At 67.2% G+C, this 12520-nt stretch carries 11 protein-coding genes and 1 tRNA gene; 7 read left to right on the top strand and 5 right to left on the bottom strand.

The window, feature by feature from the left end; translation table 11 throughout:
* Positions 1 to 487: 487 nt before the first annotated feature.
* Positions 488 to 2929 carry a TonB-dependent receptor plug domain-containing protein gene (locus GDIA_RS09750; RefSeq protein WP_012224360.1) on the top strand — a complete coding sequence of 814 codons (2442 nt, stop codon included), beginning with the start codon at positions 488 to 490 and terminating at the stop codon, positions 2927 to 2929.
* 98 nt (positions 2930 to 3027) lie between these two features.
* Here the strand turns inward: GDIA_RS09750 and GDIA_RS09745 are convergent, their stop codons facing one another.
* From GDIA_RS09745 to GDIA_RS09735, 3 genes are all read right to left on the bottom strand, one after another.
* Positions 3028 to 3219, bottom strand: a complete 192-nt coding sequence (locus GDIA_RS09745) for a hypothetical protein (RefSeq protein WP_012554045.1) — start codon at positions 3217 to 3219, stop codon at positions 3028 to 3030.
* 92 nt (positions 3220 to 3311) lie between these two features.
* Positions 3312 to 3725, bottom strand: coding sequence for a DoxX family protein (locus GDIA_RS09740; protein WP_012554044.1), 414 nt, complete (start codon positions 3723 to 3725; stop codon positions 3312 to 3314).
* Between the two features lie 166 nt (positions 3726 to 3891).
* Positions 3892 to 4524, bottom strand: a complete 633-nt coding sequence (locus GDIA_RS09735; protein WP_012224353.1) for an arylesterase — start codon at positions 4522 to 4524, stop codon at positions 3892 to 3894.
* A 58-nt stretch (positions 4525 to 4582) separates the two neighbouring features.
* Here GDIA_RS09735 and GDIA_RS09730 point away from each other — a divergent pair, with 58 nt between their 5' ends.
* Positions 4583 to 5359, top strand: a complete 777-nt coding sequence (locus GDIA_RS09730; protein ID WP_012224351.1) for an ABC transporter ATP-binding protein — start codon at positions 4583 to 4585, stop codon at positions 5357 to 5359.
* Positions 5356 to 7950 carry an ABC transporter permease gene (locus tag GDIA_RS09725; protein WP_012554043.1) on the top strand — a complete coding sequence of 865 codons (2595 nt, stop codon included), beginning with the start codon at positions 5356 to 5358 and terminating at the stop codon, positions 7948 to 7950. The genes GDIA_RS09730 and GDIA_RS09725 overlap by 4 nt, the downstream gene beginning before the upstream one ends.
* 80 nt (positions 7951 to 8030) lie before the next feature.
* Here the strand turns inward: GDIA_RS09725 and GDIA_RS09720 are convergent.
* Positions 8031 to 8106 (bottom strand) — tRNA-Ala (locus tag GDIA_RS09720).
* A 120-nt stretch (positions 8107 to 8226) separates the two neighbouring features.
* Positions 8227 to 8865, bottom strand: a complete 639-nt coding sequence (locus tag GDIA_RS09715; protein ID WP_012554042.1) for a Maf family protein — start codon at positions 8863 to 8865, stop codon at positions 8227 to 8229.
* Between the two features lie 455 nt (positions 8866 to 9320).
* On the opposite strand from GDIA_RS09715, the gene hemE reads away from it, so the two are divergent.
* Genes hemE through GDIA_RS09695 form a run of 4 tightly spaced genes read left to right on the top strand, consistent with a single transcriptional unit; the run spans position 9321 to position 12501 of the window.
* Positions 9321 to 10382 carry a uroporphyrinogen decarboxylase gene (hemE, locus tag GDIA_RS09710; RefSeq protein WP_012224346.1) on the top strand — a complete coding sequence of 354 codons (1062 nt, stop codon included), beginning with the start codon at positions 9321 to 9323 and terminating at the stop codon, positions 10380 to 10382.
* A gap of 2 nt (positions 10383 to 10384) precedes the next feature.
* The gene (locus GDIA_RS09705; protein WP_012224345.1) at positions 10385 to 11122 is read left to right on the top strand and encodes an HAD family hydrolase; all 738 of its coding nucleotides are present in this window, start codon (positions 10385 to 10387) and stop codon (positions 11120 to 11122) included.
* A 47-nt stretch (positions 11123 to 11169) separates the two neighbouring features.
* On the top strand, positions 11170 to 11568 hold the full coding sequence (gene hemJ, locus GDIA_RS09700; protein WP_231854300.1) for a protoporphyrinogen oxidase HemJ: 399 nt from the start codon (positions 11170 to 11172) through the stop codon (positions 11566 to 11568).
* A gap of 54 nt (positions 11569 to 11622) precedes the next feature.
* Complete coding sequence (locus GDIA_RS09695; RefSeq protein ID WP_012224343.1) at positions 11623 to 12501, top strand: aldose 1-epimerase family protein; 879 nt, start codon at positions 11623 to 11625, stop codon at positions 12499 to 12501.
* Positions 12502 to 12520: the final 19 nt, after the last annotated feature.

The raw sequence follows: 12520 nt of genomic DNA, 5'->3' as shown, positions 1-12520 counted from the left end.
CGGATCGCTCTGCCGCCTGGATAATCGAAGCGCCTGGACCCAATCGCGACCTGCTCTGAGCGTCGCGTTCGCCGGAATCGGCGCGAACCCGGGCTGCCGCCACGCATTCCCTGAATTTCACGCGCTCCGGGCCCGTTTGGCCGTCGGCCCTGCCGGGCAGGCGTGCCGCGACATGCGGGATCGATACCCCCTGCCTGGGCGGCAATCTGTGTTAAATTTTACAACAGATAAGGCGGATAGGCATCGAAATGCCTATAAGATAAATTCACATTTAATCGAGCAGATGATACACGGGAGTCGAATCGTTGTTTCCATAAACAACTATAATAAATAGTATAATGGAGCCCCCATCGTGCCTTCCATCCGCTCCCTCGCTCCGGATTTCGCACCTGCCGGCAGAAGAACGCCTCTGGCAGGATATCGTCTCCACCCCCGGCATGCGTTGCTGGCGGCCTCGATCCTGACAGCGCTGCCGATCGCGCAGGCGATGGCGGCGGACGAAACGGCGGAAACCACGGCCTCGCAGGATACCGCCAGGAAGCGCGTCGCATCCTCCAGCCGCCAGCGTGCGCAGGCGGCCGACGGCGCGGCCCAAATTGCCGTTCCGATGCAGGCCGCCCGGCCGGCCGATACCGGCGAGGCCATCATCGTGACCGGCACGCGTGAGATCGGGAAGAAGGCACGCGACAGCGTGGCGCCGATCGATATCGTATCGGCGCGGCAGCTTGCGCAGACGGGGCAGCCGACGCTACGCGAGGCGCTGGGCCAGTTGCTGCCGTCGCTGACGCTGCCGACGGGCGGCTTCGATACCGGCGCGCTGACGTCGGCCTTCAGCCTGCGCGGCCTCAGCCCCAACGAGACGCTGGTACTGGTGGATGGCAAGCGGCGCCATACCACGGCCAACCTCTATGCCGATGGCGGCCCGCAGCAGGGCACCACGCCGGTCGATATCGACATGATCCCCATGGCGGCGATCGACCATGTGGAGATCCTGCGCGACGGGGCTTCGGCGCAATACGGGTCCGACGCCGTGGCGGGGGTGGTGAACATCATCCTCAAGAAGCAGGACCATGGCTTCAATGCCGAGTCGATCACCGGCATCACCGCTGCCAAGGACGGGTTCCAGCAAGGTGTGTATCTGGATGGCGGCGCGAAGCTGGGGGCGCGCGGGTTCGTCCATGTCAGCGGCGATTTCGTGCACGAGGACCACACGTTCCGCAGCGCGCCGGACCTGCGGACGGGGACCAAGATCAACAAGATCCAGGGCCGGCCCGAGCAGACGCGCGAAAGCCTGGCGATCAAGGCCGGGTACGACCTGACGGACGATATCCAGGCCTATGCGCTGGCGACCTATGCCCACCGGCATGCCGAGGCATACCAGAATTATCGCCTGCCCGGCTCGCTTGCAGCCTATCCGCTCTATGCCGCCATCTATCCGGACGGCTATTCGCCGCTGGAGACGATCGATGAGGATGACTGGGAGGTCACGGCGGGCGTGAAGGGCGTCCTGCGGGGATGGAACTGGGACCTGTCCTCGGTCTATGGCCGCGATTATGACGCGATCGGGCTGAAGGATTCGGCGAATTTCGCGGTCGCGGCCGCGACCGGCCGCACGCCGACGGTCATCCAGGCCCAGGGGTTCAACAATTCCCAGTGGAGCAACACGTTCGATATCAGCCGGGCGTTTCATGTCTCCGGTTGGCCGCACAGCATCAACGTCGCCGGCGGGGCGACCTATCGCTACGAAAGCTACTCGGTCGGCACCGGATCGCCCGATTCGACCTATGGCAGCGGGTCGGACGCGCTGGCCGGGACCAATGCGGGCAATGCCGGCAATTTCAACCGCGATGTCGTCGGCGGATATGTCGATGTCTCCACGCATCTTCTGAAGAACTGGCAACTCGATCTGGCCGGGCGCTACGAGCATTATACCGATGTGGGGGACACCGAGACCGGCAAGGTGTCCACGCGCTATGATGCGTTCAGGTGGCTGGCGTTCCGCGCCACGATCTCGAACGGGTTCCATGCGCCGACGCTGGCGCAGGAGCATTACAGTTCGCTGACGCTCTCGCCCACGGCCGCGCGCGGGCTGATCGCGGCCAATTCGCCCGGCGCGCTGGCCAACGGCGCGGCGCCGCTGAAGCCCGAGCGCTCGACCAACGCCACCGGCGGCATCATCGTCGAGCCGGTACGGAACCTGCACGTGACGGTCGATGTCTATCAGATCAATCTGCGCGACCAGATCCTGCCGGGCGGCAACATTACCGGCAATGCGGCGCGTTCCGCCCTGACGATGAACGGCTTTACGCTGCCTGCCGGATCGGATCAGTGGACGGCGGCCTCGCTGTCGACCAACTGGTTTGCGAACGTGGCAAGCACGCGCACGCAGGGGCTGGACCTGACGGCGACCTATCCGACGCGGCTGGGCGATGTCGGGCGGATCGACTGGGATGTGGCCATCAACCTCAACCGGACCCGCCTGAGCCATCAGACGGACGCCGCGACGGGGCAGCCGCTCCTGTCCGCACAGAGCGTTGCCTACATCACCACGGCCTATCCGCGCAGCAAGATGATCTTCGGCGGGCGCTTTACCCACGGGGCCTGGACGGTCGGCGTGCATGAGATCCGCTATGGCCAGACGACATCGCAACTGACCTATTATACGGGTGCGGCCAATACGGGCTCGCTCTCCAGCACGGTGTTCCTACCCTTCCGGAACACACCGAAATTCATCACCAATCTGGACATCACCTATCGCGCCAACCGCAACTGGTCGTTCACGCTGGGGGCGAACAACCTGTTCGACGCCCGGCCCAGCCGGGTGCCGGACGGGAACCGCTATCTGGGCGTGCCGCAATACTACATGAGCACGTCGCAGCTCGACATGAATGGCGGATATTACTACCTGCGTGCCAATTTGACGCTGTAGCAGTCTGTCACTGCGTGGAAGCGGGCTCGCACGGGCCCGCTTCCATGACGGTTGGCATCAGGCGCGGGGCACTGTCCCTGGATCGACGCGGACGCGACCTATCTGCGGTCCGCCAGGTCAGCGACACCGTCGAGACGATCCGCGATGCTGGCGATCAGGTGCTTCACATCGTCGCTGGCCTGAGTCTGATCCAGCAGGACAGCCACCTTTTCGATGTCGGTCTGCAATTCGGAAATCAGGCCCTGGAGTTGCGTGCGCACTCCATCGTCATTGTCGGTATAGTCTCTCATGACGGTCTCCCGGTTCCGTATCGTTTCTACGACAGGCCGAACCGGGTAGGCCAGTAATAGAAGCCTAGCCAACAGCAAAAGGTCGCTTCACGTCAATTGGCCGGACGCAGCGCGAACCGTCCCGGTCCTGCCGCCGCCAGGGCCAGAAGACCGCCGATAATGCTGATATTCTTGTAGAAATGGATCATGTTGTCGTAGCGCATCATGCCGGACATGGACCAGAATGGATGGCCGATCAGGCCCGTTACCAGCGTATAGGCCGCCAGAACCAGTGCGATCGGCACGGTCAGCACCCCGGCGAGGACCGCAAGGCCCAGCCCCAGTTCGGTTACCGTCGCGACCGCCGCCGCCAGGGCCGGAAAGGGGACGTGGGTCTGGGCCATATAGGCAACGGCGCCGGAAAAGTCGGTCAGTTTCCCCCAGCCCATGATCAGGAACAGGGTGGACAGCAGAATGCGGGCGGCCAGCAGCATCGTGTCGCGCATCTGCGCGTTCAGCATGAACATGACAAGGATTCTCCAATAAGCGCGGGACCCGGACCTCGGGCCTGGCACGCCGTGCCGCCGTGTGTCCGTCTGTCTGTTCGAAACCGTATCGATGCTGACCGCCAACAGAAATAGAAACGACGTAAACTCATCGTTTCCTTATTTTACAGGATTCGCAGCCCGCTCGTCAGGACCGCCGCGCATCCTGCGCCAGACGTTCCACCAACGGGGCCAGGCGCTGCACGATGACGCCGACACCGGCCGGATTGGGGTGGATGTGGTCCGGCTGCTCCAGTTCGGGATGCGCCGCCACGCCCTTCAGGAAGAACGGGTCCCACATGATGCCGGGCCGGTGCGACAGCCGGTCGAACACGGCGCGGAAGGACTGGCCGTAGGACGCGCCCATGTTCGGCGGTGCGTACATGCCCGACAGCAGCACCGGCACATGCGCCTGCCGCAACCGGTCGAGAATGGCGGTCAGGTTCCGTTCCATCCGCGCGGGCTCCAGCCCCCGCAGCCCGTCATTGCCGCCCAGTTCCACGATCGCGGCATCGGGCGCATCGCCCAGCGCCCAGTCCAGCCGTGCCAGCGCATCCGCGCTGGTATCGCCCGACACGCCACCATCCAGGATAGTGATGCCGCCCCCCTTTTCGTCCAGCGCCGCCTGCAGGCGCGGCACGAAGCTGTCGGCGTGCGCCAGGCCGTAACCGGCCGTCAGCGAATCCCCCAGCGCCAGGACCCGGATCGGCCGGTCGGCGGCCCGGGCGGGCATCGCGGCCGCCGGCAGCAGGATCAGCCACAGAAAAAGGGCTCGGGCCATCCGGCCGCGCCATGTAGCGTAGCGGGCGCAGGACCACGCAATGTCGGAAGGATAGCGCATGGACGGCGACAGGTTCCCGAACGGACGGCCAGCCCTGGTGGAGGCGGATGACCTGTGGCTGACAGTGCCGGCCCGCCCCGGCAGGGTCAACCCGCGCGACGGCGGGGCGCGGGGTGACGGGGCGCTGACGATCCTGCACGGCGTCAGCCTGCGGGTGGCCGAGGGCGAGGCCGTGGGCCTTGTCGGCCCGTCCGGATCGGGCAAGACGTCGCTGCTGATGCTGCTGGCGGGGCTGGAACGTCCGACGCGGGGCACGATCCGGATCGCCGGCACCCGTCTGGACACGCTGGATGAAAATGCCATGGCCCGCTTCCGCCGCCAAACGACGGGCATCGTCTTCCAGTCCTTCCAGTTGATCCCGACCATGACGGCGCTGGAAAACGTGCTGGTACCGCTGGAACTGGCCGGCCGGTCGGACGGCATGGCGGCTGCCACCGCATCCCTGGACGCGGTCGGGCTGGCGCATCGGCTGGGCCATCTGCCCGCCGAACTCTCGGGCGGCGAGCAGCAGCGCGTGGCCCTGGCCCGGGCATTCGTCACACGGCCGCGCCTGCTGCTGGCCGACGAGCCGACGGGCAATCTCGACACCCGCACCGGGGCGGCGGTGGTGGATCTGCTGTTCAGCCTGCAACGGCAATACGGCACCACGCTGCTGCTGATCACCCATGACACGGCCCTGGCCGCGCGATGCGGCCGCTGCGTGCAGGTGCGCGACGGGCACTTGGAAGACGGGCGCCTGGAATCGGAACAGCCGGCACGGCCGTCCGCGCCGTGATCCGGGACCCCGACCGGAAACCCGTCGCCGCCATGCTCGCCACCCTGCGGCTGGCGGCCCGGCTGGCGCTGCGCGACCTGCGGGGCGGAATCGGCGGCATGCGGATCGTGCTGGCCTGCCTGGCGCTGGGGGTGGCGGCGATCGGCGCGGTGGGCGGCCTGCAGGGCATGATCCATGACGGCATCGCCGGCCAGCAACGCAGCCTGCTGGGCGGCGATCTGTCGATCGAAAGCAGCGATCCGTTTCCCGCCGAGCTCGCCACCTTCGTCACCGCCCACGGCGCGCGGGTCTCGGAAATCCTGCGCATGCGCTCGATGCTCTACGCGCCGGGCGGGCGGATGCTGGTGGAACTCCAGGCCGTCGATGCGGCCTATCCGCTGGTGGGCACGGTCACGATCACGCCGCCCGGCCCCCTGGACCGCGCTCTGGCCGCCCCGGGGACCGTCCCGGCCGCGCTGCTGGCCGATCCGCTGGTGATCGCGCGGCTGGGGCTGGCGCCGGGGGCCGCCGTGCGGGTCGGGTCGGCCCAGTTTCGCATGGCCGGTACGCTGGCCCACACCCCCGACAGCGCGACCACGGTGGTGCTGGCGCCGGCCGTGATGATCGCCCGGCCGGCCCTGGACGCGGCCGGGCTGTTGCAGCCGGGGGCGCTGGTCAACCGGGCGCTGCGCATTGCGCTGGATGGCCCGGACCAAGGACGCGCCGCCCGGGCACAGGCCCTGGCCGGGGCAATCGCGGCCCGCTTTCCCGACCAGGGATGGCGCATCCGTGGCACCGCCGACGCGGCGCCGGCCCTGACCCGGACGATCGACCAGATCGCGCGCTTCCTGCGACTGATCGGCCTGACCGCGCTGCTGCTGGGCGGGCTGGGGGTTTCGGCGGGGGTCACATCATGGCTGGAAGGCCGGGGAGGAACCATTGCCATCCTGCGCTGCCTCGGCGCACCCAGCACGCTGGTCTCGCTGACCTTCGGGCTGCAGATCGCGGTTCTGTGCATCCTCGGCATCGGCGGCGGCATGGTGCTCGCCCTGCTGTTGCCGCCGTTGGCCGTTCATGCGCTCTCCGGCCTGCTGCCGCTGACCGCGACACTGGCACCGCCGGTGCGTCCGGCGCTGCTGGCCGGTCTGTTCGGCGTGCTGGTCGCCCTGCTGTCGGTAATCCTGCCGCTGACGCGGGCCAGCGCGATTCCGCCCGCCGCCCTGTTCCATGACCAGGGGCGGCAGCGGCCGCTGGGGCGGAGCGGGCGCCTTCGTGCGGGACTGGCCATGGCGGCGTGTGCGATCCTGCTGGGCGGGCTGGCGGGACTGCTGGGCGGCGATCGCCTGTTCGTCGCGGGATTCCTCGCCATCGCGCTGGCGGTGGGCGGGGTCCTGGCACTGGCGGGCGGGGCGCTGCGCCGCGTCATGGCGGCCCTGCTGCCCCGCATGGGCACCGATCGCGGGGTGTTGCGGCTGGGCCTGGCCCTGTTCGCCCGCCCGGGTGCGCCGACCGCGCGCTTGATGGTGGCGCTGGGCGCCGGGCTGACCGGCATGGCGACCATCACGCTGGTCGAGGGCGCGATCATGGCCCAGTTGCGCGACCAGATGCCGCGCAACGCCCCGGCCTTCTATTTCGTCGACATCCAGCCCGCCGACCTGGACCGGTTCGATACCCTGGCGCGGTCCCAGCCTTCGGTGCGCGCCATCCAGCAGGTGCCGTCGATGCGCACCCGGATCGTCGCGGTCAACGGCGTGCCGGCCGAACGGGTCGCGGCGACGCCACAGACGCAATGGGCGCTGCGGGGCGACCACGGACTGACGCTGTCGGCAATGCCCCCGCCGGGCACCCAACTGGCCGAGGGCACATGGTGGCCGGCCGATTATGACGGGCCGCCCCTGCTGTCGCTGGATGCCGGGCTGGCTCAGGGGTGGGGGGTACGGATCGGATCGGTGATCCGGCTGAACGTGCTGGGCCGGTCGATCGACGTCCGGGTGGCCAATCTGCGCCGCGTCGCCTGGCGGTCCCTGCAACTCAACTTCGCCTTCGTGGTGTCGCCGGGCCTGTTGTCCCATGCGCCGCATACCTTCGTCGCCACGCTGGCCACCGATGGCCGGGCGGATCGGGACGCCGCCGTGCTGGCCGCGATCACCGACGCGCTGCCCGGCGTGACCGGCATCCGGGTGGCCGACGTGCTGGCCGAGCTGGGGACGCTGGTGGGCCGGCTGGCCGCCGCCCTGACCGCCGCGTCCTCGATCATCCTGATGTCGGGCGGGCTGGTGCTGGCGGCGACGCTGGCGGCGGGGTGGCGGCAGCGCGTCACCACCGCCGCCACCCTGCGCGCGCTGGGTGCCGATTCGGGGCAGATCCGCACGATCTGGCTGGTCGAATTCACCCTGCTGGGGTTCACGGCCGGCCTGGCCGCCACGATCCTGGGAACGCTGATTGCCTGGCTGGTGACGCGCACGGTACTGCAGATGCCCTGGACCGCCGACTGGACGGCCCTGATCGGCACGATGGCGGGAACGCTGCTGGTGACGACGCTGTGCGGCATGGTGGTCTGGCGCCGCACCTTGCGGCAGGCGGTTCGCAGCACGCGGGGACGAAGCACATAATGCGGCACGCCGCTATCGGGGAGTCCCGATACCGGCCGATGCCGCGATCACCATGTCCGAAAGAAAACAGGCGGAGGAACTGGTGGAGCCAATCGGAATCGAACCGACGACCTCCTGAATGCCATTCAGGCGCTCTCCCAACTGAGCTATGGCCCCGCCGGCACTGGCGCCGTCATCCGACGCCGTGCGAGTGCGCGGGGTATAACCGTGGGTCGGACGCTTGGCAAGCCCCGGGGGTGATATTTTTGGAAGGGCAGGTCAGGCTGTGTCCTTGTCTCAGGAAAGGACAACACCATGCTGGCGCAGGAACCCCAGCAGCGGCAGCAGAGGCAGGCCAAGAATGGCGGCGTGCTCACCCACGATGCCGTCGAACAGGTGAACCCCGCATCCTTCCAACCGATAGGCTCCGACCGAGGACAGGATCGCGTCGCCCTCGATGTCGAGATACGCGTCCAGGAACGCTTCGGAAAACGGGCGCATCGTCAGTTCGGGCCGCGCGACGTGGCGCCAGATCACCTGCCCGTCGCGCATGACCACGACCGCGCTGTGCAGCACGTGCATCCGTCCGCGCAGCCGCCATAACTGCGCCCGCGCGGCCTGGCGGTCGGCCGGCTTTTCGAACCATTCGCCCTCGCAGGACAGGATCTGGTCGGCCCCGATCACCACGCAGCCGGGATCGCGAATGCGCCCGCCCTTCAGTTCGGCTAGCAGCAGGGCGCAGGAATCGGGCGACAGGCCCGCCGCCCGGGCCGATTCCCGGACCCCGTCCTCATCCACGCGGGCGGGGCGGCATTCGACGCATAATCCCGCCTGTTCCAACAGGATACGGCGCGTGGCGGACTGGCTGGCCAGTACTATCAGGGGCGACTCGGCCTGTAGAGGTCCGCCCGGTAGTACTAATGACGAGTCGCTCATGCGCTGGCTCTCCGTACTCGAAAAATGAAACCCTGTGTCCGGCCCGAACGAGTACTGGGGTACATGGGGATAGTACTCCAGACACTTCTTGAGCGTACCGAGTACCGTGGACAACATCCCCGGACGCCGACACGGTGGGTTGTACACAGCCCCTTGTCGGCAGTTTCGGGATAACTCCGATAAGCGGTTGAAGATCAGGCTTATAGAAACTGTACACCCTGTGGGAAAGACGGGGTACGTTTTTGGAAACGTGGGTACCCCGCCATCCACAGGCCCTATCTCCCTCTCCAGGATTTCTTTCTTCTTATTTCATGTTTAGAGGTGGGTCCCGAAATCCGGTGACGGCGTACCGGACCTTGGCGCGTGGTCCTGTCATCCTCGATGAAAGTACGGGATATTCCCGTGAGTGAACGGGATCGAACGACCATGGCTGAAACCACGATGACGGGCAGGCGATGACGGATACAGGCAAACCCCTTCTGCGGGTCCTTCAGGGCGAGGCCGTATGGCCCCCGCCGATCTGGCTGATGCGTCAGGCCGGACGGTACCTGCCGGAATTCCGTGCCCTGCGCGACCAGGCCGATTTCATCACCCGATGCATGACGCCCGACCTGGCGACGGAAATCACGCTGCAACCGATCCGGCGCTACGCCATGGACGGGGCGATCCTGTTTTCCGACATTTTGATCCTGCCATGGGCGATGGGCCAGTCGCTGGATTTCGTGGCCGGCAAGGGACCCATCCTGGGCGCCATCCGCAGCGAGGCCGACCTGGCGCGGCTGGACCCGAAGCGCGTGCCCGACGCGACGGCCCCGGTGATGGAAACCCTGAGCCGCCTGCGCGCGATTCTGGATGGGCCCGATCCGATCGGCGCGGCCCAGGGCGGGCGCGTCACCCTGCTGGGCTTCGCAGGCGCGCCCTTCACCGTGGCGTGCTACATGGTCGAGGGCCATGGCTCGCGTGAATTCGATGCCACGCGCGGCATGGCCTATTCCGATCCGCTGCTGTTCGACCGGCTGATGGCGACGCTGACCCAGGCCACCGCCGACATGCTGGTCGCGCAGATCGACGCGGGGGCCGAGGCCGTGATGCTGTTCGACAGCTGGTCCGGCCTGCTGCCGCCGGCGCAGTTCCGCCGCCACGTCATCGCCCCGACCCGCGCCATCGTGCAGGAGATCCAGGCCCGCCGCCCCGGCGTGCCGGTCATCGGCTTTCCGCGCCTGGCCGGGATCATGGCGGCGGAATATGCGCGCGAGACCGGCCTGCGTGTCATGGCGCTGGATACCGGCGCCGACATGGCGGCGATGGCCGGCCTGCTGCCGCCCGGCATGACGGTGCAGGGCAACCTGGACCCGCTGCTGCTGCTGGCGGGCGGCGATGCCATGGCGCAGGAAGCCCGCGCCATTCGCGATGCGATGAAAGGGCGGCCGCACGTCTTCAATCTCGGCCACGGCGTGGTGCCCCCGACGCCGCCCGAACATGTCGGTGATCTTGTGCGCACCGTCAGGGAGGTCTGAGCATGGAGCCCGGAACATCATGGCCCGCGGCGACGCTGCCCCGGTCGGTCCGGCCGGACGGCCGGCTGCGGCTGGTCATCTTCGATTGCGACGGCGTGCTGATCGACAGCGAGGGCCCGTCCTGCCGTGTCGTGGCACGGGAACTGCGCCAGATCGGCGTCGAACTGGATGACGAAGCGGCGGTGGAACGCCTGGCCGGACGGGCCCTGACGCGGATCAAGACCGAAATGGAGGCCGAAACCGGCCGCGTGCTGCCCGATGACTGGGCGGCGGTGGTGCAGCAGAAGCTGGTCGAACTGATGCAGCGGGAGGCCCGCGTCATCGATGGCGCGCACGGCATGCTGACGGCGGTGATCGGCCTCGACCTGCCGGTGCGGGTCGGTTCCAACTCCTCGATCGCTGAGATGGACGTGAAATTCGCCCGGACCGGGCTGGATCGCTTCGTCGCCGACCGGATTCACTCGGCGCGCGACATGGGCAAGCCGAAGCCCGATCCGGCCGTCTACCTGCATGCCGCCGAAATCGAAGGCGTTGCCCCGGACGAATGCATCGTCCTGGAAGATACCGACACCGGCGCCAGCGCCGCCCGGGCGGCCGGCATGGCCTGCGTGCTGCTGCGCCCGCTGGACCTGCCGGCGCCCGACTGGCCGGGGCTGTTCCGTATCGCGCATCTGTCCGAATTCGCGCCGTTGCTGGAACGGATCCTGGCGGCGCAGGCATCAGGCGGAACACGGTCTTGATCCTGGGTTTCCTGCCCTGGCTGGCATGGTTCAAGGCGCTGCATGTGATGTCGCTGATCGCATGGATGGCCGGCCTGTTCTACCTGCCGCGCCTGTTCGTCTATCACTGCCAGGTGGACCCTGCATCGGCCGAGAGTGCCCGCTTCAAGGTGATGGAACGCAAGCTGCTGCGACAGATCATGACGCCCGCCATGCTCTGCACCTTCCTGTTCGGCATCCTGCTGGCGCTGACGCCGGGTACCGTCGATTGGCATGCCGGCTGGTGGTACACCAAAATTGCCGCCGTACTGGGCCTGGCGGGTTTTCATGGCGCCTGCGCCGGCTGGCGGCGGGGGTTCGAGCAGGACCGTAATACGCGATCCGAAAAATTTTACCGTGCGGCTAACGAAATTCCGACCGTGCTGATGATGGTCGTCGTTATCATGGTGATTGTTCGTCCCTTTTGAAGGGGTTCTCCTTCTTCAGAAAAAAGAAGGGAGAACGCCACGCAGGAGGATGGAATGACAGATCATGTATTCAGCTCCGACCGGTTGAGCGTCCGGGTCGCCGAACACGGGGCGGAACTTCAATCCCTGACCGACGCATCGGGCCAGGAACGGATCTGGGCGGGCCTGCCGGCATGGCCGCGTCATTCGCCGGTTCTGTTTCCCATCGTCGGCCGGTTGAAGGACGACACGGCCTGGATCGACGGCCGCCCCTTTCACATGACCCAGCACGGTTTCGCCCGCGACCGGGCCTTTCGCTGGCTGGACCGGAAGGCCGACGGCTGCGCGCTGATCCTGACGGATGATGCCGAGAGCCAGGCCGTCTTTCCCTTTCGCTTTGCCCTGACGCTGGAATACCGGGCCGAGGGCGACAGGCTTCATGTCGGCTACAGGCTGCAGAATCCCGACACCGGACGGACGCTGCCGGCCTCGCTGGGCGCGCATCCGGCCTTTGTCTGGCCGCAGCGCGCAGGCGTGGCCAAGCGGGATCATGTCCTGGAATTCGACCGGCCCGAACCGGCGCCGATCCGCCGGATCGCGAATGGATTGCTGCTGCCGGAACATTTCGCGTCACCGATCGTCGGGCGTACCCTTCATCTGTCCGAGGACCTGTTCGCGGACGATGCCATCATCCTGGATGCGCCGGCCAGCAACCAGGTCCGTTTCCGTGCGCCGGATGGCACGGGATTGGCCATGGAATGGCAGGGCTTTCGCGAGCTGGGACTCTGGATGAAGCCCGGGGCGGATTTCCTGTGTATCGAACCCTGGCACGGGTTTGCGACACCCGTGGATTTTTCAGGTGATTTCGATACAAAGCCGGGCCTGATCCATATCCCGCCGGGTGGGGAATGGCGTGGATCGTGGTCGATGACGGCCGAGTACGCCTCGTCTTAGGGAAAGGCCGGGCTCTGCC

Source organism: Gluconacetobacter diazotrophicus PA1 5 (assembly GCF_000021325.1).
Classification (GTDB): Bacteria; Pseudomonadota; Alphaproteobacteria; order Acetobacterales; family Acetobacteraceae; genus Gluconacetobacter; species Gluconacetobacter diazotrophicus.
This window is presented reverse-complemented; position numbering and strand designations above follow the sequence as displayed.

Bases quoted from the DNA above. Each gene is read 5' to 3' on its own strand.
- GDIA_RS09750 (WP_012224360.1), top strand. From the start codon at position 488: ATGGCGGCGGACGAAACGGCGGAAACCACGGCCTCGCAGGATACCGCC.
- GDIA_RS09745 (WP_012554045.1), bottom strand. From the start codon at position 3,219: ATGAGAGACTATACCGACAATGACGATGGAGTGCGCACGCAACTCCAG.
- GDIA_RS09740 (WP_012554044.1), bottom strand. From the start codon at position 3,725: ATGTTCATGCTGAACGCGCAGATGCGCGACACGATGCTGCTGGCCGCC.
- GDIA_RS09735 (WP_012224353.1), bottom strand. From the start codon at position 4,524: ATGGCCCGAGCCCTTTTTCTGTGGCTGATCCTGCTGCCGGCGGCCGCG.
- GDIA_RS09730 (WP_012224351.1), top strand. From the start codon at position 4,583: ATGGACGGCGACAGGTTCCCGAACGGACGGCCAGCCCTGGTGGAGGCG.
- GDIA_RS09715 (WP_012554042.1), bottom strand. From the start codon at position 8,865: ATGAGCGACTCGTCATTAGTACTACCGGGCGGACCTCTACAGGCCGAG.
- hemE (WP_012224346.1), top strand. From the start codon at position 9,321: ATGACGGATACAGGCAAACCCCTTCTGCGGGTCCTTCAGGGCGAGGCC.
- GDIA_RS09705 (WP_012224345.1), top strand. From the start codon at position 10,385: ATGGAGCCCGGAACATCATGGCCCGCGGCGACGCTGCCCCGGTCGGTC.
- hemJ (WP_231854300.1), top strand. From the start codon at position 11,170: ATGTCGCTGATCGCATGGATGGCCGGCCTGTTCTACCTGCCGCGCCTG.
- GDIA_RS09695 (WP_012224343.1), top strand. From the start codon at position 11,623: ATGACAGATCATGTATTCAGCTCCGACCGGTTGAGCGTCCGGGTCGCC.